Source organism: Maribacter spongiae (assembly GCF_047345125.1).
GTDB lineage: Bacteria > Bacteroidota > Bacteroidia > Flavobacteriales > Flavobacteriaceae > Maribacter.
In genome coordinates this window covers 158,316-180,205 of sequence record NZ_JBLFEQ010000006.1, presented here as the reverse complement: position 1 = coordinate 180,205, position 21,890 = coordinate 158,316, and the positions used below count along the sequence as shown (strand labels likewise).

21 protein-coding genes are annotated in these 21,890 nt (G+C 40.6%); 16 read left to right on the top strand and 5 right to left on the bottom strand.

From position 1 onward, the window contains the following. Positions 1-139 precede the first annotated feature (139 nt). Positions 140-2,122 (top strand): DNA primase, encoded by a 1,983-nt coding sequence (gene dnaG, locus ACKWB9_RS10345; protein ID WP_414002935.1) that lies wholly within the window; start codon positions 140-142, stop codon positions 2,120-2,122. Positions 2,123-2,175: 53 nt separating this feature from the next. Here dnaG and ACKWB9_RS10340 read toward each other — a convergent pair whose 3' ends face one another. Next, on the bottom strand, positions 2,176-2,805 hold the full coding sequence (locus ACKWB9_RS10340) for a response regulator (protein WP_414002934.1): 630 nt from the start codon (positions 2,803-2,805) through the stop codon (positions 2,176-2,178). Between the two features lie 161 nt (positions 2,806-2,966). Next, the gene (gene nadE, locus ACKWB9_RS10335) at positions 2,967-3,764 is read right to left on the bottom strand and encodes an NAD(+) synthase (RefSeq protein ID WP_414002933.1); all 798 of its coding nucleotides are present in this window, start codon (positions 3,762-3,764) and stop codon (positions 2,967-2,969) included. 91 nt (positions 3,765-3,855) lie between these two features. Here nadE and gldB point away from each other — a divergent pair, with 91 nt between their 5' ends. Both gldB and gldC read left to right on the top strand, forming a co-directional pair. Next, positions 3,856-4,812, top strand: coding sequence for a gliding motility lipoprotein GldB (gene gldB / locus ACKWB9_RS10330; protein WP_414002932.1), 957 nt, complete (start codon positions 3,856-3,858; stop codon positions 4,810-4,812). Further along, positions 4,813-5,148, top strand: a complete 336-nt coding sequence (gene gldC / locus ACKWB9_RS10325; protein WP_414002931.1) for a gliding motility protein GldC — start codon at positions 4,813-4,815, stop codon at positions 5,146-5,148. A gap of 96 nt (positions 5,149-5,244) precedes the next feature. Here gldC and ACKWB9_RS10320 read toward each other — a convergent pair whose 3' ends face one another. Next, positions 5,245-6,018, bottom strand: coding sequence for a hypothetical protein (locus ACKWB9_RS10320; protein ID WP_414002930.1), 774 nt, complete (start codon positions 6,016-6,018; stop codon positions 5,245-5,247). 216 nt (positions 6,019-6,234) lie between these two features. On the opposite strand from ACKWB9_RS10320, the gene ACKWB9_RS10315 reads away from it, so the two are divergent. Continuing rightward, on the top strand, positions 6,235-6,633 hold the full coding sequence (locus tag ACKWB9_RS10315; RefSeq protein ID WP_414002929.1) for a GTPase: 399 nt from the start codon (positions 6,235-6,237) through the stop codon (positions 6,631-6,633). Here ACKWB9_RS10315 and yihA read toward each other — a convergent pair. Together yihA and ACKWB9_RS10305 are read right to left on the bottom strand one after the other, a co-directional pair. Beyond that, complete coding sequence (yihA, locus tag ACKWB9_RS10310) at positions 6,626-7,255, bottom strand: ribosome biogenesis GTP-binding protein YihA/YsxC (protein ID WP_414002928.1); 630 nt, start codon at positions 7,253-7,255, stop codon at positions 6,626-6,628. The two genes, ACKWB9_RS10315 and yihA, sit on opposite strands and share 8 nt — an antisense overlap. 12 nt (positions 7,256-7,267) lie before the next feature. Then, entirely contained in the window at positions 7,268-8,032 is a 765-nt protein-coding gene (locus ACKWB9_RS10305; RefSeq protein WP_414002927.1) for an alpha/beta fold hydrolase, read from the bottom strand. 247 nt (positions 8,033-8,279) lie between these two features. Here ACKWB9_RS10305 and ACKWB9_RS10300 point away from each other — a divergent pair, with 247 nt between their 5' ends. The 12 genes from ACKWB9_RS10300 (at position 8,280) to ftsA (ending at position 21,846) form a co-directional block, all read left to right on the top strand. After that, complete coding sequence (locus tag ACKWB9_RS10300; protein ID WP_414002926.1) at positions 8,280-8,738, top strand: division/cell wall cluster transcriptional repressor MraZ; 459 nt, start codon at positions 8,280-8,282, stop codon at positions 8,736-8,738. Beyond that, the gene (rsmH, locus tag ACKWB9_RS10295) at positions 8,725-9,633 is read left to right on the top strand and encodes a 16S rRNA (cytosine(1402)-N(4))-methyltransferase RsmH (protein ID WP_414002925.1); all 909 of its coding nucleotides are present in this window, start codon (positions 8,725-8,727) and stop codon (positions 9,631-9,633) included. The genes ACKWB9_RS10300 and rsmH overlap by 14 nt, the downstream gene beginning before the upstream one ends. A gap of 31 nt (positions 9,634-9,664) precedes the next feature. Beyond that, positions 9,665-9,991 (top strand): FtsL-like putative cell division protein, encoded by a 327-nt coding sequence (locus tag ACKWB9_RS10290; protein ID WP_414002924.1) that lies wholly within the window; start codon positions 9,665-9,667, stop codon positions 9,989-9,991. A 2-nt stretch (positions 9,992-9,993) separates the two neighbouring features. Beyond that, a complete protein-coding gene (locus ACKWB9_RS10285) occupies positions 9,994-12,000 on the top strand; it encodes a penicillin-binding protein (RefSeq protein WP_414002923.1) in 2,007 nt (668 codons plus the stop codon). Beyond that, positions 11,997-13,466 (top strand): UDP-N-acetylmuramoyl-L-alanyl-D-glutamate--2,6-diaminopimelate ligase, encoded by a 1,470-nt coding sequence (locus ACKWB9_RS10280; protein ID WP_414002922.1) that lies wholly within the window; start codon positions 11,997-11,999, stop codon positions 13,464-13,466. Before ACKWB9_RS10285 ends, ACKWB9_RS10280 begins: the two co-directional genes overlap by 4 nt. Before the next feature lie 86 nt (positions 13,467-13,552). Next, complete coding sequence (gene mraY, locus ACKWB9_RS10275; RefSeq protein ID WP_414002921.1) at positions 13,553-14,773, top strand: phospho-N-acetylmuramoyl-pentapeptide-transferase; 1,221 nt, start codon at positions 13,553-13,555, stop codon at positions 14,771-14,773. After that, complete coding sequence (gene murD / locus ACKWB9_RS10270) at positions 14,774-16,108, top strand: UDP-N-acetylmuramoyl-L-alanine--D-glutamate ligase (protein ID WP_414002920.1); 1,335 nt, start codon at positions 14,774-14,776, stop codon at positions 16,106-16,108. Further along, entirely contained in the window at positions 16,109-17,311 is a 1,203-nt protein-coding gene (locus ACKWB9_RS10265; protein WP_414002919.1) for an FtsW/RodA/SpoVE family cell cycle protein, read from the top strand. Further along, a complete protein-coding gene (murG, locus tag ACKWB9_RS10260; protein WP_414002918.1) occupies positions 17,298-18,401 on the top strand; it encodes an undecaprenyldiphospho-muramoylpentapeptide beta-N-acetylglucosaminyltransferase in 1,104 nt (367 codons plus the stop codon). Before ACKWB9_RS10265 ends, murG begins: the two co-directional genes overlap by 14 nt. 56 nt (positions 18,402-18,457) lie before the next feature. Beyond that, positions 18,458-19,810: a UDP-N-acetylmuramate--L-alanine ligase gene (murC, locus tag ACKWB9_RS10255; RefSeq protein WP_414002917.1), complete on the top strand. Its 1,353-nt coding sequence runs from the start codon at positions 18,458-18,460 to the stop codon at positions 19,808-19,810. Further along, positions 19,800-20,519: a cell division protein FtsQ/DivIB gene (locus ACKWB9_RS10250; RefSeq protein WP_414002916.1), complete on the top strand. Its 720-nt coding sequence runs from the start codon at positions 19,800-19,802 to the stop codon at positions 20,517-20,519. Before murC ends, ACKWB9_RS10250 begins: the two co-directional genes overlap by 11 nt. Positions 20,520-20,523: 4 nt before the next feature. Continuing rightward, positions 20,524-21,846 (top strand): cell division protein FtsA, encoded by a 1,323-nt coding sequence (gene ftsA / locus ACKWB9_RS10245; protein WP_414002915.1) that lies wholly within the window; start codon positions 20,524-20,526, stop codon positions 21,844-21,846. Positions 21,847-21,890 lie beyond the last annotated feature (44 nt).

Sequence of the window (21,890 nt, the reverse complement as noted above, 5' to 3'; positions counted from 1 at the left end):
ATTTTTTATACACCTTTTTATTCAAAAAAAGACTTTTATATTTGATGTTGGGGTTCTGTGAAAATGAGTCGTTTCCCTTTAAAAAGGTTTCATATTTGCCTTATATTTATCCATTATAGATTCTAAAATTATTTAGAGATTGATTTCAAGATCCACCATAGACCAAGTATATGAGACCGCCCGTTTGGAAGAGGTTATCGGGGATTTTGTCCAATTGAAGAAATCCGGTTCCAATTTTAAGGGATTAAGCCCCTTTAGTGATGAACGGACCCCAAGTTTTATGGTTTCTCCCGTAAAGCAGATTTGGAAGGATTTTAGTAGTGGTAAAGGAGGCAATGTAGTGGCTTTTCTAATGGAGCATGAACATTTTACCTACCCCGAGGCCATAAAGTACTTGGCCAAAAAGTACAATATAGAAGTAGAGGAAACGGAACAGTCTCAAGAACAAAAGGAGCAGGCCAATGAGCGTGAAAGTATGTATCTGGTTTCTGAATATGCCGGTAATTATTTTAAGAATATCCTTTGGGAGTCCGAGTTGGGAAAGGCCATAGGCTTAAGCTATTTTAAGGAAAGGAGCTTTACGGAAGAAACCATAAAGAAATTTGGATTAGGATATTGTCTTGATCAATGGGACGGTTTTACAAAGGCCGCTCTGGAAAGTGGTTATCAGCTGGAATATTTGGAAAAAACGGGACTTACTATTGTAAAGGAAGATACTGCCAATCCTACCGGTTCCAGAAAATTTGACCGATTTAAGGGAAGGGTCATGTTTCCCATTCATTCGTTAAGTGGTCGCATACTTGGTTTTGGTGGTAGGATTCTGACGAACGATAAAAAGGCCGCCAAATACCTTAACTCCCCCGAGAGCGATATATACCATAAAAGTAAGGTGTTATATGGTATATATTATGCAAAACAGGCCATAGCAAAAGAAAATAATTGCTACTTGGTAGAGGGGTATACAGATGTGATCCAGTTTTATCAAAGGGGAATCCATAATGTAGTTTCTTCCAGTGGAACGGCATTGACACCGGAACAGATTCGTCTTATTAATCGGTTGACCAAGAATATTACGGTATTGTTCGATGGGGATGCAGCCGGTTTAAGGGCGTCGTTACGAGGAATCGATATGATTTTGGAACAGGGCATGAACGTTAAGATATGTACGTTCCCGGAAGGGGAAGATCCCGATAGTTTTGCCAAAAACAATGATTTTGAGGATGTTGTTCTGTACCTTCAGGAGAATGCCAAGGATTTTATACAGTTTAAGGCATCACTTTTGGTGCGGGAAGCTTCGGACGATCCCATAAAAAGGGCCGAAACGGTAAGGGATATCGTCAATAGTATCGCGAGGATTCCAGACCGGATAAAAAAAGAGATTTATGTACAGGAATGTGCCCAGATCATGAATATTTCCGAAGCCGTTCTGTTCAATACATTGGCACAGATAGGCAAAAAGGACGTTGCCGATGCCCAAAGACAATTAAGGCAGGAGCAAAAAGCCTTTGATGTAGTTAAAAATGAAGAGGCCCCGAAAAAGGTAGATATTCAATATGAGTTGGAAAGAAAAATCATAGAGATATTATTGCTCTATGGAAATAAAAAGGAAGCATTTGAAGATTTGGTGTTGAAGGAAAATGAGGAGGGAGACTTGATTTTGGAACCGGAGTCCCTGGAAATCAAAGTATATGAAAAAATATATTTGGACCTGCAGGAGGACGAAATAGAATTGGCCCAACCAAGGTTCAAGGAGATATATTATAAACTTATAGAAACACTGAATACAAATACGGAAGATTTTTCCATCAATGGTTTTATGGCCGGATTGGAACAGGAAATAGTAGGTGAAATTTCATCCATACTAATGGAAGAAGAACGCCATGTACTCCATAATTGGGAACGAAAGGACATCTATCCTAAAAGTAAGGAAAACAATATATCCCAATTGGTAAGTGAGACCATTTTGACCTTACGCTGTTATTTGATCAAGAAGCGGATGGAATCCTTACAGGATCAAACCCGGGAAGTTCAGGAAGACAATAGGGAAGCCTTGGAGGAAATTATGAACTACCTCCAATTGAACAAACTGTTAAGCCAAAAATTGAACAGGGTACTTTCTTAAAAAAAAGGCCCGTTTTCGATTAACGGGCCTTTTATTTTTAATTAGCAGAGGATTTAGTACAGCTCCAAAGCTTTTGCCTGTTGTAGCAAATCTACCATATTGTCCACATTTAATTTTTTCATTAAACGCGCCTTATAGGTACTTACTGTTTTTTCATTGAGGTTCAATCCCTGGGCAACCTCTTTGTTTCTTTTTCCACTGGCAAGAAGCTTTAATACCTCTACTTCCCTTGTGGATAATTTTCGGAAGAATCTTCTTGGTTTCTTGGTACCCTCGTCAAAAGCCAAGCGTTGTGCCAATTCATTGGTAATGAACATGCTGCCGTCGCTAACCTTTTTTACTGCCGATATGATATAATCTATTTCGGAGGATTTGGAAAGATACCCATAGGCTCCAGCTCTTATGGCACTTAAGGCATAGACATCTTCCGATTGTCCGCTATACATAAGTACTTTTACATCTGGATACTCTTTTTTGATTTTTCGGAGTGCGGCGATTCCATTTATTTCAGGAATGTCCATTTCCAAAATTACTACATCGGGGGTAACTTTTTCCAGTTTTTCAAAAAGCTCCTCGGTTGTGGAAACATCGTCCACCAATTTAATGCCGGAGACGGACTCTAAAACGTATTTAACGCCCATTCTGATAATAGGATGGTTGTCCGCAATTAAAACTTTAATCATTCTGTTTATTTTTTCTAGATTCCCTTGTTCTTATATGATGTCTATAAAGACCTACATGCAAAGTAAGGTTAAATAATCTAATTTAGAAGACAAAGATGTATTATTTTCAATAAAGGTGTCAATTTAACATGTTTTTTTCGATTTATCTACTTGATTGTTAGTTAAATGGTAAATTTTAACATTTCAGGGATCGCACAAATGGGTATTGGACGCATTTTATGTTGGTTCATCGTATTAAATCGTTTGAATATCGAGAACACCTCTTTTTCCCTATTTTCAAAATCATTGACCGTCTTGCCTTCATCGTTCATTTTCATGGCCCATTCGAGTTCTGGATAAGAAGCTCCAATTTGATCTTCGTCCGTGCGGTCATCTCCCCATAGTCCATCGGTGGGAGCGGCCTTTATAATCTCTTCATTTATTTTGAGGGCCTTCGCAATTTCATAAACTTCGGTCTTTAACAAATCTGCTATGGGGCTAAGATCAACACCGCCATCCCCGTATTTGGTGTAAAAACCAACGCCAAAATCTTCGACCTTATTGCCTGTCCCGGCCACCAGATAACGTTCTAATGCCGCAAAATAATAGAGCGTCGTCATTCGTAAACGGGCCCTGGTATTCGCCAGGGACATAAAGCGCTCTTCTTCGTTTTCTACCTTTGGAAAAGCTGTCACCAGACTATCAAAGACGGGGGTGAGATTTACGGATTGTCGTTTTACGTTCGTAAAATTTTCCTGCAGCCAGTCGATATGGGCGGATGCTCGATCGGATTGATTTTCTGCTTGATGTATCGGCATTTCCAGACAGAGCAGGTCCAGACCGGTCTTGGCACAAAGCGTAGAGGTGACTGCAGAATCGATTCCGCCCGAAACACCGATGACAAAACCATTTTGTTTTGCAGTTATGGCATAGTCTTTAAGCCAATTTACAATATGGTCTATTACCTTATCCGTTTGCATTCGACTATAGATATTTATTTAAATCGATTAACTTTGCCCTAAAAATAACGTGTCCCAATTAAAAAATAAAATGTAACGGGAAATACTTGATATGAGAAAGCCTATTTTTATTGTATTGTTGGTCTTGCCTGTTTTTTTTGCGTGTAATGAAACCGATAAAGTAACTGCGGCGGTTGAAAAAATTCCTTTAGACCTTAAAATTTCACGTTTTGATAGGGAGTTTGCCCAAGCTTCCCCAAATAACCTGCCCCAATTGCGAAAAAAATACCCCTATTTATTTCCGGCACCGGATAGTATATGGATACAAAAGATGCAGGATTCCTTGCAAATAGAGCTTTTTCAGGAGGTAGGGAATACGTTCAGAAGTTTTGAGGACGAGGAAGGCGGGCTACAGTTATTTTTTAAATATGTCAAGTATTATTTCCCCGAAGCCGAAACACCTAAGGTAATTACCATGACCAATGATGTTCGTTACAATCAGCGTATTGTCATGACGGATACTTTATTGCTTATCGGATTGGATAATTATCTAGGCCCCCAACATAAATATTATGGAGGTTTCCAACGTTATATTGCCAAAAGCTTAGATCGTAAATATATGGTGGGCGATGTGGCCAGTGCCTTTGCTAAAAAAGTGGTTCCCAGACCAAGGGACCGAACTTTTTTGGCACGTATGCTCTATTTTGGAAAGGAACTTTATTTGAAGGACATACTTTTGCCCAAAGTCGAGGATGCTATAAAAATTGGGTACACCCAAGAAGAAATGGATTGGGCCGTGGTCAATGAAGAACCCATGTGGCGCAATTTTATAGAGCAGGAACATTTATATAGTACGGATAACAAATTGAACCAACGTTTTTTGGATCCCGCTCCCTTTTCCAAATTTGGATTGGAACTGGACAATGAGTCGCCCGGAAGATTGGGGAGGTATATAGGCTGGCAAATTGTACGTGCCTTTATGGAGAACAATAGGGTGGGCCTAAAACAAATGCTAGCAATGCCCGAAGAGGAATTGTTTAAAAAATCGAATTACAAACCAAGAAATTAGATGACGGATTTGCATACTTCAGAAATTACATTACGAGTGGGACTCGATGAAAATCGTGTTCCCGAGAAGCTTTTTTGGTCCGCTCAGGATGGGGGTATAGAGAATGAGGAAGCAAAGGCCATGTTGCTATCGGTTTGGGATAGCAAGAACCAGGAATCCCTAAAAATAGATTTATGGACAAAGGATATGCCGGTGGATGAAATGAAAACTTTCTTTCACCAGACATTAGTGGCCATGAGCGAAACTTTTATGAAGGCTACACAGGATGAGAAGATGACCGCTACCATGAAAGACTTCTGCGATTATTTTGCGGATAAGTTGGAGTTAAAGGGGTAAAGGATGGTTATTTTTTAAAATAGGTTCAATGCCCTAAAGTTCGTGTCCTGTAACTTTTAATACTTCGTAGATTTTTCCCAAGGAAATTTCTTGATTTTATTCTTTCTTGATGCCCAACAAATAGAGAACGATACCCGGGCCGGATTTTACTTTTCCCACCTCCCAATCAAAACTTTCTTTGTTTTTTAAACCCTTGATCAATTCGTGCATCTCTTTTACGGAATAGGTGCGAAAACAGGATACCAGCCCATCCCAAAGAACAAAAAGAGGAACTATGGGAATACTATAGGTAAACACTATGCGGCCCAATTTAAAGGGTTTGATAAAAGGAGTCGTAAGAAGTACACTTATGGGGGAGAAAATCATGGCTAGGATACTGGGGACACTTCTTTCCTGAGCCTCAAAAATGCCTATAGAACTATTGGAATCAACAGCGTTCTGTAAAATTAAGGAGGCGTCATTAGGCTTAAAATGATGGAGCGATAGAAATTGGGTGCGGAACCCCTTTAATTTTATCGGAACGTTGCGGGCATCCACAGGTGCTGATATAAATTCAAAATTATTAACTATTGTGGTGGTTCTTTTGAATGCCGGAATATTGGGATAGTAATCGGTCAACGTAATTTTTAAATCGGGGATAACCAGCATCAGTTCTTGATTTAACCATAATAGACCACCTCCCCCTCCAGAGCCAAGATCGAGAATCCGATTGGTCTTGCTTTTTTTTAAACCCTTTATGATTATTGGGATGATGGGTTTGTATATTCTGGCTTTGTTGGAAAGGAACTGTAAAAAATCGGTGCCATAATTTCGTAAAAAATCAGGAAACCAGTTTTGATCTTCAAACTCGAATAAATGAATGCGAGCCATATCGTTTCATTTTTGCATATCCCAATATAAGGATATTCAAAGCTAATTTTTTGGCCGTTTTAGAAAAGTTTATATAATTTCATCCATATAGAAGGGCTTGAGGTGGGAACAATTTTTAAGACTGTTCCATTTTAAGGCCAGGATATTTATCTGGATATTTTGGTGTAATAATAAGTGGGTTCTTTAGACCAATCCTTTATATATAATGTTTGTGTAATGGATAACGGAAAAAATCAACGGCTCATTTTTGTATATAATGCGGATTCCGGTCTGGGCAATCTTATTTTGGACGGAGCACATAAAATAATAAGCCCTAAAACGTATGCCTGTAGTCTATGTGATATAACGCACGGTGCCTTTTTTGAAAATAAAGTTTGGAAAACATTTAGAAAGCAATTGGTTTCAAATGGTTTTGATCTTGAGTTTTTGCACAAAGACGAGTTTGTCAATACCTATGGATCCAAATTTGGGTACAAATTCAGTTTCCCCATTATTCTTATTTCAAAACGAAGTGATTTGGAGGTTTTGGTGTCCACGGAAGAACTAAATCAAACGAAAAATGCCAAAGGTCTGATTCAATTATTGCAGAAACGCTTAGATTCCGGCATTATCTGATTTTATTGGAATCGGCGGCTTCAAAAAAAGAATTGTTAACATCATCAATATACTGTAGAAGTGTTTCCCGCCCTGTCTTGTGGCTAGAGGAGGTAATAAAGTGGGGAGGGACTTCCTCCCAGATGCCCGCCAATAATGTGGCCAAATAATTATTGGCCTGTTTTGCTATGGCTTTAGGTTTTAACTTGTCCGCTTTGGTGAAAATAATGGAGAAAGGAATGCCGTTCTTTCCTAGCCACTCCATGAACTCCAGGTCTATTTTTTGTGGCTCGTGGCGAATATCGATAAGTACAAACGAGCATACCAATTGCTCGCGTTGTAAAAAATAGTTGCCAATGTATTTTTGGAAGATGTTTTTATCTTTTTTGGAAACTCTGGCGTATCCGTATCCGGGTAAATCTACCAAAAACCAATTTCCATTGATTTTAAAATGATTGATGAGTTGGGTCTTTCCGGGCCTCCCCGAAGTCTTGGCCAGGCTCTTTCGCTCAGTGAGCATATTGATCAGAGAAGATTTCCCTACGTTGGATCGACCGATAAATGCGTACTCCGGAAGGATTTCGTTAGGGCATTTTGCAACATCCGAGTTGCTCATTACAAAGTCGGCCGACTTAATTTTCATTGAAATAGGGGTTTAGAAATTTCTCTTTTCCAACCAGGTGTCCAAAATTTTATTGAATGTTTTAGGGTGCTCCATCATGGGTGCATGACCACATTCCTTTATCCAATACAATTCGGAATCGGGCAAAAGCTCATGGAATTCTTTGGCAACCTTAGGTGGGGTTACGGTATCATTTTCGCCCCAGATGATACAGGTAGGAGTATTCATATTGGGAAGGTCCTTGCCCATATTATGCCTAATGGCACTTTTGGCGATGGCCAATGTTTTTACCAATTTCATACGATCGTTTACCGTGGCAAAAACCTCGTCAACAATTTCTTTTGTCGCCACGGCGGGATCATAAAAAACATCCTGTGCTTTTTTCTTTATAAATTCATAGTCGCCTCTCTTTGGGTAACCATCCCCCATGGCACTTTCATATAATCCCGAACTTCCTGTAATCACCAGTGCCTTCACCATTTCCGGATATAGTTTGGTGTGTAACAGACCAATATGGCCACCGAGTGAATTGCCCAAAAGAATTACGTCCTTAAGTCCCTTGTATTCAATAAAACGTTCCAAATATTTTGCGAAGTTCTTTACATTGGTCTTGAGCATGGACATATCGTAAATCGGCAACTCCGGCACCAAAACTTTATATCCTTTAGCCGGAAAATGATCGGTAACGCCATGGAAATTGCTCAATCCGCCCATCAGACCATGTAAGATTATGATAGGGGTGCCTTCCCCTTTTTCAATATACCTGAATTTCCCCTCCTTAATAATTTCGTCTTCCATTCAGAATGGTGCTGATCTTTGAGCAAATATAGACATTTCAAATTATTTGAACTTTTGAATTTTCATAGAACAGTTTAACAAGGTATACCGTGAATTAAGTGTCCGTTCATTGTGGTTTTTTGGATGGAAAAGTGGGTTTTTAGAATTTGTTGAGTGGAAAATTTATTAACAAAGTGGAATTTTGTGGAATTATCTGCAAATAAAATCTATATATTTGAGTTATTAATTGTAATTAACAGATTTTTAAGTGACCTCTATCGTTGGGCAATATGATTGTAAGGCAGATGCGAAAGGAAGAATAAACCTTCCTACTTCGTTGAAGAACAAACTATTGCCTTATATGAACGATGAATTTGTAATCAAGCGCTCCGTTTTTAAGGAATGCCTTGAGCTGCATCCTAAAGTGAAGTTTGACGAGGTGATGCAGAAGGTAATGAAAAAAGGAGGGCGTGGAAAGCAGTTTGAATTGTTTTTAATGAAGTTCACCGCCGGGCTAAAAGAAGTGCCCATTGATGCGGATACGGGGCGTTTGCAAATCCCCAAAAACCTGTTCGATTTTGCGGGCTTGGCCAAAGAAGTGGTGTTGAATGCCCAGCATGACAAAATTGAAATTTGGGACAAGGATAAGTATGAAGGTGTACTGGAGTCTATGTCCGATGCGGAATACGAGGCCATGGCGGAAAATATTTTTGATGTCGACGAGTAATCCGTACCACAGCCCCGTTCTACTCCATGAATCGGTAGATGGGTTGGAGATTGATGAAAATGGAATCTATGTGGACGTTACTTTTGGCGGCGGCGGGCATTCCAAGGAAATATTGAAAAGACTGGGGGGCAATGGAAAATTGTTCGCTTTTGATCAGGATGAAGATGCACGGGCCAATAGTTTGGCAGATGAAAGGTTTGTTCTGATAAGTGAGAATTTTAGGTACATCACCCAATTTTTAAAGTTCTATGGCATTCGGAAAGTAGATGGGGTCTTGGCGGATTTTGGGGTTTCCTCACATCAATTCGATAAAGCGGAAAGAGGGTTTTCTACCCGTTTTGATGCTGATCTGGATATGCGGATGAGTAATAGGAATGCACTTTCGGCATATCAGGTGGTGAATAATTACTCCTATGATGATTTGCGGAAAGTACTCTTCGATTATGGTGATTTGAGAAATGCCAATGCCATGGCCAAGGTGCTGATCGGTATGAGGGAAGAGGGGGAAATCAAAACTACGGAGGCTTTAAAAAAAGCGTTGGCCCAGTTTCTTCCCGAGCATAAAAAACACAAAATATTGGCTCAGGTTTATCAGGCGATACGTATAGAGGTAAACCAGGAGATAGCGGTAATAAGGGAGTTTTTGGAACAGGTTCCCGGATTGCTGCAAAAAGGGGGAAGGTTGAGTGTGATCAGTTACCACTCCTTGGAGGATAGATTGGTAAAACGATTTATAAGGGCCGGGCAGTTTGAGGGTGAACCTGAAAAGGATTTTTATGGTAACGTAAATGTCCCTCTAAAAAAAGTGGGGCCGTTAATAGTTCCATCTAAAGAAGAAATAGCGGTGAATAACCGTGCACGAAGTGCAAAGCTTCGGATAGCGGAGAGAATATAAAATATAGGATATCGGAGTTTAATAAAAGAAAATGAAAAAAGGAGTATTGGATATTTTAAAAGGTAAGTTTTTGGTAAGTGGGGATGCGCCAAAAAATTGGCTGTTTATCATTTTCGCTTCTTTTTTGGCTACGATTATGATCGGTAGCTCGCATAGTGCGGACAAAAAAGTACACAAAATTGCCGCATTGAACGAAGAAGTTAAGGAATTAAGGAGCGAGTTTGTGGATGTTCGTTCAGATGCGCAACAGCTAAAGTTGGAATCCACCATTACCAGTACGGTACTGGAAAAGGGTTTATACCCTTCTGAAATCCCCCCTAAAAAAATAAAGGTCAAATCCTTAAAAGAACACAACTAATTATGCCTGTTACGGACAAAAGTATATTGACCCGATTATATGTTGTGGTAGGCGTACTTGTATTGTTTGCGGGCATGGTACTGTTTAAACTGGTTTCCATTCAAATAATGGACGGGGAAAAATATAAGGCCCTGGCCGAGACCCGTACGACCAAAATGTTCACCATAGCGCCCAACAGGGGTAATTTATATTCGGATGATGGCAGCCTTTTGGCCACGTCGGTATCCAAATACACCATTCGTTTTGATGCCGTTACGGTGAGCGATGCGAATTTTAGGGAACACGTAAAACCATTGTCCGATGCCTTGGCCAAATTGTTTGGCAAGACATCGTCCCACTATCAGCAAATTCTTAGAAAGGCGAAAGAAAACAAGAGCAGATATGCGCTGATAGCCCGAAACCTTGATTATTCGGAATACATGGCGATCAAGGAGTTTCCCTTGTTCGATAAAGGACCCTATAAAGGAGGTTTGATCATAGAGCAAAAGACGAAAAGGGAACATCCCTTGGGAAAAATAGCCGAACGCAGTGTCGGTTATGAACGTATTGATGAAAACGGATACCGTACCCGAGTAGGAATGGAAGGTGCCTTTAGCGATTATTTGAGAGGTGAGGCAGGAAAAAGACTAAAGCAAAAAATTGCAAAGGGGCAATGGAAGCCTATTGGTACGGATAATATTCTTGAACCAAAAGACGGTTATGACGTGTACTCCACCATTGATATCAATATACAGGACATTGCCCACCATGCCTTGTTAAGGCAATTGGAACACTATAAGGCCGATCATGGAACCGTAATCGTCATGGAGACCAAAACGGGAGAGGTAAAGGCTATTTCCAATTTAGGGCGAACGCGGGAAGGCAAGTATTATGAAAGATTGAATTATGCCATTGGTGAATCCCATGAGCCGGGATCTACTTTTAAATTAGTAAACCTTGTGGCAGCTCTGGAAGATCAGGTCATAGATACCAGTACCGTTGTGGATACTAAAAACGGATCTTGGAAAATCTATAAGCATAGGGTAAAGGATTCCAAACGAGGGGGCTATGGAAAAATATCCGTGGCCAAAGCCTTTGAAGTCTCTTCAAATACGGCATTTGCACAGATGATTCACAACAATTATAAAGAAGAACCTGAAAAATATGTGAATCGCCTAATGCGTATGGATGTTCATAAAGAACTGGGACTCCCGGTAAAGGGAGAAGGTACGCCGGTTATTCGTTATCCCGGTGATAAGGGCTGGTCCGGTCTTTCACTGGCCCAAATGGCCTATGGCTATGAGGTGGCCCTAACGCCATTGCAGATACTCGCATTTTATAATGCCATTGCCAATGACGGAGAGCTCATAAAGCCCCGGTTGATCAAAGAAGTGAAAGAATGGGACAAGACCATAGAAAAGTTTGATAAAAAGGTACTGAACCCTGCCATATGCTCTAAGGAAACGGCCAAAAAAGTACGGCAACTGCTTAAGAACGTAGTGGAAAAGAAACACGGTACCGGTCATGGACTGTATTCCCCCAATTTTTCAATGGCGGGGAAAACAGGTACCTGTCAGAAAAACTATGTTGCCAAGGATCCGGATAAGTTAAAGTATATCTCATCTTTTGCCGGATATTTTCCTGCCGACAACCCTAAATATTCTTGTATAGTCGTCATTCACGAACCGGATAAAAGCGTGGGGTATTACGGGGCGGATGTTTCCGGTCCCGTTTTTAAATCGGTGGCCCAAAAAGTATATGCCAATTCACCTCTGATCGATGAGGTGGATGTAAAAGAGGCCTTGGTTGCGGATTTGGAGGATGCCTATGAAGGATATTTTAAAAAAGCACAAAAAGAATATAAAGCCGTCCCCGATGTGAAGGGTATGTGTGGGATGGATGCCGTGTCCATTTTAGAAAATTTAGGATTGTTGGTAGAGGTTCGAGGGAACGGTAAAGTAAAAACACAGTCCATTTCCCATGGAACCGATATAAAAAAAGGTGAAAAAATAGTCTTGGAACTTTCATGAAAGTATTGAAGGATATATTATACGGAGTTGGCCTTAAGGTCGTTAGTGGTACTACTAATTGCAGTATTGCCACGGTATGTTTTGACTCTAGAAAGGTTCGAAAAGGCGATGCGTTCGTGGCGATCAAGGGTACATTGACCGATGGTCATAAATATATAGATAAGGCAGTGGCATCTGGTGCAAGAGCCATTATTTGTGAAGAACTCCCGGAGAATTTTGGGAACGATGAGAGTGTCACCTATGTGGAAGTGGACAACGGGAACAAGGCATTGGCCATTATGGCTTCCAATTTTTATGGCAATCCCTCTAAAAACTTGAAGTTAGTAGGTATTACCGGAACCAATGGCAAAACCACGGTTTCAAGTTTGCTATATCGGCTATTTAAAAAAGCGGGCTATAAAGTAGGGCTTCTGTCCACCATTAAGGTTATGGTAGATGACGAAGAATATAAGGCAACCCATACTACTCCCGATGCCCTTGCAATTAATGAATACCTGAAATTGATGAACGAAGCGGGTGTGGAATTCTGCTTTATGGAAGTAAGCTCTCATGGAATCCATCAAAAAAGAACGGAAGGATTGGTGTTTGAAGGAGCAATTTTCACCAACCTATCCCACGACCATCTGGATTATCATAAGACCTTTGCGGAATATAGGGACACTAAAAAAATACTCTTTGACAATTTGCCCAAAAAAGCCTTTGCACTGACCAATATGGACGATAAGAACGGATCGGTCATGCTGCAAAATACAAGGGCCAGAAAATACACGTATGCTCTTAGGAATTATGCGGAATACAGGGCACGCGTGTTAGAGAACCAATTTGATGGTCAGTTACTTAAGATCGATGATAATGAGCTGTGGACCAAATTAATAGGTCATTTTAATGCTTATAACATATTGGCTATTTATGCTGCGGGGGATCTGTTGGGATTGGAAAAGTTGGAGATTTTACGCCTGTTGAGCGAATTGGATAATGTGGATGGAAGGTTTCAATATTATATATCGAAAAAGAAAATTACGGCAATAGTTGATTATGCCCATACGCCGGACGCTTTAAAAAATGTGTTGGAAACTATCGGCACATTGAGAACTGGAAATGAAAACGTCATCACCGTTGTGGGGTGTGGTGGCGACAGAGACAGATCTAAACGTCCGGTAATGGGTAATATCGCATCGGAAATGAGCAATAAGATCATTTTTACCTCGGATAATCCCAGAACGGAATCACCTACGGTAATTATCGAAGAGATGGAAGCCGGTGTGGAACCACAGAACTCGCAAAAAGTATTGTCCATAGAAAATAGGGAACAGGCAATTAAAACAGCCTGTCAATTGGCCGACCCTCATGATATTATTCTGGTGGCGGGAAAAGGCCATGAAACGTATCAGGAAGTAAATGGTGTACGAACGGATTTTGATGATTTTAAAACGGTAAAGGAAGTACTGGAAAAATTGGATAAATAGTAGTCCTCTTAGAAATCCCAATAATAATTATTAGGGGTTGGAGATGTGCTACGGAGTGCCTAATAGAAGAAAAGAAACAATAAGACATGTTAACCTATCTGTTCGAATATTTAGAAAAACAATATCAATTTCCGGGAGCTTCGCTTTTTGGTTTTTTGACGTTTCGGGCAGCTATGGCCATTCTCTTTTCTTTGGGTGTAGCAACCGTTTATGGTAAAAGGATCATCCTTTTTCTCCAAAAACAGCAAATAGGGGAAACCATACGTGATCTGGGCTTGGAAGGACAAAAGCAAAAAGCGGGAACCCCTACCATGGGCGGACTCATTATTATCATAGCCACACTGATTCCCGTGTTGCTATTCGCCAAATTAGGGAATATCTATATCATTCTTTTGATAATGACCATGCTATGGATGGGGATTATAGGATTCGTGGACGATTATATTAAGATCTTTAAAAAGAACAAAGAAGGTCTGAAAGGAAGGTTTAAAATTTTGGGCCAGGTGGTACTTGGGCTTGTAGTGGGCGCAACGCTTTATTTTCATCCCCAGGTAACCATGAGGGAGCATTCCCAAACGCCCATGACCGAAAACATTACCATGGCAGAGGTTCGTGGGGCGGATATTAAATCTACCAAGACGACTGTCCCTTTTTCTAAAAATAATGAGTTGGACTATAGCAGCTTTATCTCATGGATGGGAGAAGGTGCGGTTTCATATAGCTGGTTGATATTTATACCTGTTATCATTTTGATCGTTACCGCGGTTTCCAACGGGGCCAATCTTACAGATGGAATCGATGGTCTGGCTGCCGGGACTTCGGCAATTATAGTAATTACATTGGGAATCTTTGCCTGGGTATCCGGTAATATTATTTTCTCGGATTATCTGGATATAATGTACATATTCGGTGTAGAGGAGTTGGTGGTGTTTATTACCGCTTTTGCCGGGGCATTGGTCGGGTTCTTATGGTATAATGCCTTTCCGGCACAAGTTTTTATGGGAGACACGGGCAGTTTAACGATTGGTGGGGTTATAGCGGTAATTGCCATAATCATTAGAAAGGAACTGTTGATCCCGATATTGTGCGGAATCTTTTTTGCGGAATCTATTTCGGTGATACTGCAGGTAGGTTATTTCAAATATTCCAAAAAGAAATACGGGGAAGGAAAACGGATTTTCCGAATGGCCCCGTTGCATCACCATTATCAGAAAAAAGGATACCATGAAAGTAAAATAGTAACCCGTTTTTGGATCGTGGGAATACTATTGGCCATTATAACCATTGTGACCTTAAAAGTAAGATAAATGGGTCTTTTGGTGATACTGGGAGGAGGAGAGAGCGGTGTTGGTACCGCCATATTGGGATTAAAAAAGGGATACGGGGTTTTTGTATCGGATAAGGGAAAGATCAAAGAAAAATATAAAAACGTTCTTGAACATTTTGGAATTGATTGGGAGGAAGAAAATCATTCTGAAGAGCGAATCCTAACGGCGGATATTGTTATGAAAAGTCCGGGCATACCGGATAATGTACCGTTGGTTCGGGCATTGGTGAAGAAGGGAATCCCCGTGATATCGGAAATAGAGTTTGCTTCCAGATATACCAATGCTACTATAATAGGTATTACCGGTAGTAACGGCAAGACCACCACGACCATGTTGACCTATCATTTGCTCAAAGAAAGTGGTCTTAACGTAGGAATGGCGGGGAATATAGGAGATAGCTATGCTAGGATGGTGGCAGAGAACGATTATGATTACTATGTTTTGGAAATCAGTAGTTTTCAATTGGACGGAATCATGAATTTTAGACCGCATATAGCGGTCATAACAAATATAACCCCGGACCACTTGGACCGGTACGAGTACAAATTTGACAACTATATCACCTCCAAATTCAGAATAGCACAAAATCAGGAAAATTCGGATTATTTCATTTATGATTCGGATGATGAGGTGCTTGTTCAAAGATTGAAAGATACTCCGATCAAATCCACGCTTTTGCCATTTTCTTTAAAGAATAATTTTGAGGAAGGGGCATTTATCGAGAACGAACAAATTATGATTAGAACAGATATGAACACTATTACTATGATGAAAGATACTTTGGCGCTGGAAGGACAGCACAATTTAAAAAATACAATGGCGGCGGCCACTATTGCCAAATTGGTAGGTATCCGTAAAGAGACTATCAGACAATGTATTTCCAATTTTCAGGGAGCCCCCCACCGTTTGGAGAAGGTCTTGAAAATACACCATGTCCAGTATATAAACGACTCCAAGGCAACCAATGTAAATGCTACGTACTATGCATTGGAAAGTATGAAGACCCCTGTTGTTTGGATCGTTGGTGGCGTGGATAAGGGCAATGAATATAAAGAACTGATGCCGTTGGTCCGGGAAAAAGTAAAAGCGATCATATGTCTTGGTACGGACAATTCAAAAATAAAGGATGTATTTGGTAATGTCGTAGACCTGTTTGTAGAGACTTTTGCCATGGAAGAGGCCGTAAAGGTGGCCTATAAAATAGCGGAACGAGGAGATACGGTATTGCTTTCGCCCGCTTGTGCAAGCTTTGACCTATTTAAAGACTATGAGGATCGGGGGAATCAATTTAAGAACTGTGTGAAGAATTTATAAGTGTTAAAGGTATTTCAAAATATAAAAGGGGATAAGGCGATTTGGGCCATTGCGGCACTCTTGGCCCTATTTTCATTTTTACCGGTATATAGTGCCAGCAGTAATTTGGTCTACGTTGTAGGAAATGGAACTACGGCGGGCCACTTGGTGAAACATGCCCTACTGCTCTTTTTGGGTTTTGGGATCATGTACGGTATCCATAAGATACCAACACACTTTTTTAAGGGCCTTTCCTTGATCGCTATGCCTATCATCCTGGTGTTGTTGGTGTTCGTATTGGCCCAGGGCACGGCAAGTAGCGGAACAAATGCCAGTAGATGGATCAGGATTCCTTTTGTGGGTTTTGGTTTTCAACCCTCTAATTTGGCGGCGGTAGTGCTTATGATCTATGTCGCCAGATACCTTTCTAAGGTTCGGGATATTAAGGTCACTTTTACCGAAAGCATTTTGCCGTTGTGGCTGCCCGTGTTCTTGGTGGTGTTTTTAATTCTCCCCGCTAATTTTTCCACAGCGGGTATTATTTTTTCAATGGTGCTGGTACTCTGTTTTTTGGGCGGGTATCCCTTAAAATATTTGTTCGGGATCATAGGGACGGGACTTTTGTGCTTGACCCTTTTTGTATTGACGGCAAAGGCCGCCCCCGATTTGTTTTCCAATCGGGTAGATACATGGATGAGCAGGCTGGACAGTTTTTCAAACCCGGAGGACACGGAAGCCAATTACCAGATAGAAAAGGCAAAAATAGCGATAGCCACGGGCGGTATAGTAGGCAAGGGAGCGGGCAAAAGTGTGCAAAAAAACTTTTTGCCGCAAAGTTCATCAGATTTTATCTATGCGATAATCGTAGAGGAATATGGACTTTTAGGTGGTTTTGCCCTAATGTTCTTTTATCTGTTTTTGCTTTTTAGGATCGTAGTAGTGGCCAATGGGTGTGGAACAATTTTCAGCAAATTATTGGTGTTGGGGGTAGGATTGCCCATAGTTTTTCAGGCGATGATCAATATGGCGGTGGCCGTGGAACTTTTTCCGGTTACGGGTCAGAATTTGCCATTGATCAGTAGCGGAGGTACGTCCAGTTGGATGACTTGTTTGGCTATCGGCATCATATTGAGTGCAAGTAATAAGAGTTTGGTTCAGGATAGCAATAGTGCATCCGAAATGGATGGGAACAACCCTTTAGAAGTATTAAGTGGACAATTATAGCTTTATACTATCCGGTGGAGGGACGGGTGGACATATCTATCCGGCCATATCCATAGCCAATGAGCTAAAAAGAAGATACCCGGATGCGGAGTTCCTATTTGTGGGGGCCAAGGACCGAATGGAAATGGAGAAAGTTCCACAGGCTGGATATAAGATAGAAGGACTTTGGATTACAGGGTTGCAACGGAAACTGACCTTTAAAAACCTGATGTTTCCGATAAAATTGATAAGTAGTTTGATAAAGGCAGGTAAAATAGTATCTCGTATAAAACCTCACGTTGTAATTGGTACAGGGGGGTTTGCCAGTGGTCCTTTGTTAAAAGTGGCTTCCGGAAGAGGCATACCCTGTTTGTTGCAAGAGCAAAACTCCTATGCGGGGATTACGAACAAACTGCTAAAGGATAAAGTCGCTAAGATATGTGTAGCCTATGATGGGATGGATAAATTTTTTCCGAAAGATAAAATTGTAAAAACGGGAAATCCGGTCAGGGCGGATTTGGTTTCCCTAAAAGTGTCCAAAGATGAAGCTTTGGATTTTTTCGGATTGGAAAAAGGCATAAAAACGCTTTTGGTATTGGGGGGAAGTTTAGGGGCCAGAAGAATTAATGCCTTGGTGGCCGATAAATTGGAATATTTCAAAAATTCGGGAATTCAAGTGTTATGGCAATGTGGTAAGGGATATATAGGGATTTATGACCGTTACAATTCGGAAAATGTAAAAGTCCATGCCTTTTTAAATCAGATGGATAAAGCCTATACCACTGCCGATTTTATTATTTCCAGAGCGGGTGCCGGAGCGGTATCGGAATTGTGTTTAGTGGGCAAACCGACCATTTTTATTCCATCCCCTTTGGTAGCGGAGGACCATCAGACGAAGAATGCAATGGCATTGGCAAAAGAAGATACTGCAATACTGATTCGTGAAAAAGATCTGGATTCGGATTTTGAAAAGAGATTCAACGCCTTATTGAATTCCGAAGAAGAACAAAATAGACTTTCAAAAAAGATAAAGACCTTGGCATTGCCAAATGCGACCCGGGATATTTGTGATGAAATAGAAAAGCTTTTAAAAATGGGCAGCAAGAAATGACCAATACATAATTGCAATGGAATAAGCTTTTTTGAGCTTGAATTTAATACTGGATTTTGAACTTGAACAACATACATAATGTTTATTTTATTGGGATCGGAGGCATTGGTATGTCTGCTTTGGCCCGTTATTTCCAGTATGTCGGTAAATCGGTAGCGGGCTATGATAAAACGGAAACACCACTTACTCGAAAGCTTACGGAGAATGGGATCGGTGTACATTATCAAGATGACCTAAAAAAAATACCGACAAAATTCTTAAGGCCAGAAGATACACTTGTTGTATATACACCTGCCGTACCGGATACCCATACCGAGTATCAATATTTTCTGCAAAATGGTTTTGCCATTAAAAAAAGATCGGAAGTATTGGGACTCATTACCGAAGATTCTTTTTGCTTTGCGGTGGCCGGAACACATGGAAAAACCACAACATCCAGTATTCTGGCCCATCTGTTAAAAGAAACAGGTACGCCCTTAATGGCCTTTCTTGGGGGCATATCGGAAGATTTTAACAGCAATTTTCTTTTGGAGGGAACCGAGTATTCCGTAGTGGAGGCCGATGAGTTTGATCGTTCGTTTCTTAGGTTGTCGCCAAACGTGGCTTGCATCACTTCGATGGATGCCGACCATTTGGATATTTACGGGAATAGTGAAGAATTGAAAAAATCTTTTCTGGAATTTGTGGATAGGCTTAAGCCCGGAGGAACATTGTTGGTTCGTAAAGGGCTGCCTTTGGAAGGTATTACCTATGGAATAGAAGACGATTCGGATTATTGTATCCGAAACATAAAAATAGAACAAGGTGCCTACATATTTGATTTGGGAACTCCTGAGACTGTTCTGGAGGGAGTTAAGTTCAACAAGCCCGGAAGGCATAATTTGCTCAACGGACTGGTAGCTTTTGCTATGGCGATGCATGCAGGTTCCCCACCGCATCGCCTGGCGCAAGCTTTGGAAAGCTTTAAAGGGGTGCAAAGACGCTTTTCCTATAAGATCAAAACGGATGATCTCATTTTTATAGACGATTATGCGCATCATCCCAAAGAAATAGATGCGGTTTATGAAGCTATTTTAGAGATGCATCCCCAAAAAAAAGTATTGGCCGTTTTTCAGCCTCATTTGTTCTCAAGAACTCGGGATTTTGGAGATGATTTTGCTAAAAGCCTTTCAAGGTTCGATAATGTTTTGCTGTTGGAAATATATCCGGCAAGAGAGGAACCTTTAGATGGAATTACTTCGGAATGGTTGTTGGAAAAAATGACCAATCCCAATAAAAAAAGTATCAAAAAAGACGAAATCATAAGAGAGATAAAAGCGCAAGATCCTGAACTTCTGGTAACTATGGGAGCAGGGGATATTGGCTTGGAAATTCAAAAAATAAAAGAACATTTAGACTATGCACATTAATTGGAACTATTTAAAGGTAATTGCGCTTGTGTTAGTGATATTGGGGCTTTACGCATTTTCTAATCAACGGAACAATGAAAAAAATATCGTTAAGATGAAGGTGGAATTCCTTGGAGATGAGAATTTATATATCACGGAAGGCATGGTTAATAAATTGTTAATACAAAATTACGGAAGGCTCAAAAATGTGCCTAAAGAAAAATTAGTTTTGAATACTATAGAAGAGGTCCTTGAGACCAATGAAATGGTGAAAAGTGCCCAAGTCTATCTTACTATAGATGGTAAGCTTACGTCTAGAATTGTTCAACGTAAGCCAATCGGACGCATAGAGGGGAATACAAAATTTTATCTGGACGATGAAGGAAAACGCATGCCGCTTTCCAAGAACCATTCGGCCAGGGTTCCCATTATAACGGGCAATATTACAGGAAAAAGCCTGGAAGATGCTTACGTGATTTTGGAATTTATTAATGCGGACGATTTTTTGCGAAAGAACGTAATAGGTATTCATATCGAAGCGGAGAATGATTACCGATTAAAATTTAGGCTGAACCAATTTGTGGTGAATTTAGGGGGTGTTGAAAATCTAAAGGAAAAGTTCGGCAATTTCAAGGCGTTTTATGCCAAAGCGAATAAAGATAAGACCTTGGAAGATTTTACGGTAGTAAGTTTAGAATTCAATAACCAAGTAGTGTGCACTAAAATATAAAGAAATGGAACAAGCTAATTATTCAGTTGGTCTAGACATCGGAACAACCAAGATCGTTGCCATGATCGGCAAGGAAAACGAATATGGGAAGATTGAGATTTTGGGTATAGGCAAATCCAAAAGTCTGGGGGTGCATCGTGGTGTCGTAAATAATATTACCCAGACCATAAAATCCATACAACAGGCCGTAGAAGAGGCGGAGGTAAATTCCGGACTTAAGATCGGTTCCGTGGTGGTGGGTATTGCAGGGCAGCATATAAGAAGCTTGCAGCACAGTGATTATATTACCCGATCGAATTCCGAAGAAGTGATTAATGAGGGGGATTTGGATAAGTTGTGCAATCAGGTTTATAAATTGATCATGCTTCCGGGGGAAGAGATCATCCATGTATTGCCACAAGAATATAAGGTAGATGGCCAGGCGGAAATTAAACAGCCGATCGGAATGTACGGTGGTCGTTTAGAGGCTAATTTCCATGTAGTGGTGGGTCAGGTGACCTCCATCAAAAATGTGGGCCGATGTATTAAAAGTGCCGGATTGGATTTAGGGAACATTACCTTGGAACCTTTGGCCTCATCGGATGCAGTGCTGAGCCAGGAAGAAAAGGAAGCCGGGGTGGCTTTAATAGATATAGGGGGCGGAACAACGGATTTGGCCATTTTTAAAGATGGTATCATTAGACATACGGCAGTAATTCCTTTTGGGGGAGGTGTAATTACCGAAGATATTAAAGAAGGCTGTTCCATTATTGAAAAACAGGCAGAGTCGCTTAAAACGAAATTCGGATCGGCATGGCCCGGTGAAAACAAGGATAATGAGATTGTTTCCATACCCGGGTTAAGAGGCAGGGAGCCAAAAGAGATTACGTTAAAAAATCTGTCCAAGATCATTCATGCCAGAGTAGTGGAAATCATAGAACAAGTCTATGTGGAAATCAAGAACTATGGCCATGAAGAGCAAAAAAAGAAACTTATTGCAGGTATTGTACTAACAGGTGGTGGTAGCCAATTAAAACATTTAAAGCAATTGGTGGAATATATCACGGGAATGGATACCAGGATAGGATACCCGAACGAGCATTTGGCCGGAGATTCGGATGAAGAAGTAGCGAGTCCGCTTTATGCCACTGCGGTGGGTCTTTTGATGAACGCGATAAAGAACAAGGATAAGGCCGATCAAGGAGAAACATCTGAAATGGAAGGGGAGATGGCCTATGCAGCCCATGAAATGGATGAAACATCTCTAAATAATAATAAAAGAGAACGGAAATCCGTATTTGATAAGTGGTCCGAAAAACTAAAGGAATTTTTGGACAACGCAGAATAGAACATTTAAAAAATTAGCATTCAATAAACCAGTAATCAGAACAA

What these genes read in the sequence shown, in the direction of transcription:
- ACKWB9_RS10285 (WP_414002923.1), top strand. Translation starts at nt 9,994, where the DNA reads ATGCCTGTTACGGACAAAAGTATATTGACCCGATTATATGTTGTGGTA.
- ftsA (WP_414002915.1), top strand. Translation starts at nt 20,524, where the DNA reads ATGGAACAAGCTAATTATTCAGTTGGTCTAGACATCGGAACAACCAAG.
- ACKWB9_RS10290 (WP_414002924.1), top strand. Translation starts at nt 9,665, where the DNA reads ATGAAAAAAGGAGTATTGGATATTTTAAAAGGTAAGTTTTTGGTAAGT.
- nadE (WP_414002933.1), bottom strand. Translation starts at nt 3,764, where the DNA reads ATGCAAACGGATAAGGTAATAGACCATATTGTAAATTGGCTTAAAGAC.
- ACKWB9_RS10315 (WP_414002929.1), top strand. Translation starts at nt 6,235, where the DNA reads ATGGATAACGGAAAAAATCAACGGCTCATTTTTGTATATAATGCGGAT.
- mraY (WP_414002921.1), top strand. Translation starts at nt 13,553, where the DNA reads ATGTTAACCTATCTGTTCGAATATTTAGAAAAACAATATCAATTTCCG.
- gldC (WP_414002931.1), top strand. Translation starts at nt 4,813, where the DNA reads ATGACGGATTTGCATACTTCAGAAATTACATTACGAGTGGGACTCGAT.
- murD (WP_414002920.1), top strand. Translation starts at nt 14,774, where the DNA reads ATGGGTCTTTTGGTGATACTGGGAGGAGGAGAGAGCGGTGTTGGTACC.
- rsmH (WP_414002925.1), top strand. Translation starts at nt 8,725, where the DNA reads ATGTCGACGAGTAATCCGTACCACAGCCCCGTTCTACTCCATGAATCG.
- ACKWB9_RS10250 (WP_414002916.1), top strand. Translation starts at nt 19,800, where the DNA reads ATGCACATTAATTGGAACTATTTAAAGGTAATTGCGCTTGTGTTAGTG.
- ACKWB9_RS10320 (WP_414002930.1), bottom strand. Translation starts at nt 6,018, where the DNA reads ATGGCTCGCATTCATTTATTCGAGTTTGAAGATCAAAACTGGTTTCCT.
- gldB (WP_414002932.1), top strand. Translation starts at nt 3,856, where the DNA reads ATGAGAAAGCCTATTTTTATTGTATTGTTGGTCTTGCCTGTTTTTTTT.
- ACKWB9_RS10340 (WP_414002934.1), bottom strand. Translation starts at nt 2,805, where the DNA reads ATGATTAAAGTTTTAATTGCGGACAACCATCCTATTATCAGAATGGGC.
- ACKWB9_RS10280 (WP_414002922.1), top strand. Translation starts at nt 11,997, where the DNA reads ATGAAAGTATTGAAGGATATATTATACGGAGTTGGCCTTAAGGTCGTT.
- ACKWB9_RS10305 (WP_414002927.1), bottom strand. Translation starts at nt 8,032, where the DNA reads ATGGAAGACGAAATTATTAAGGAGGGGAAATTCAGGTATATTGAAAAA.
- yihA (WP_414002928.1), bottom strand. Translation starts at nt 7,255, where the DNA reads ATGAAAATTAAGTCGGCCGACTTTGTAATGAGCAACTCGGATGTTGCA.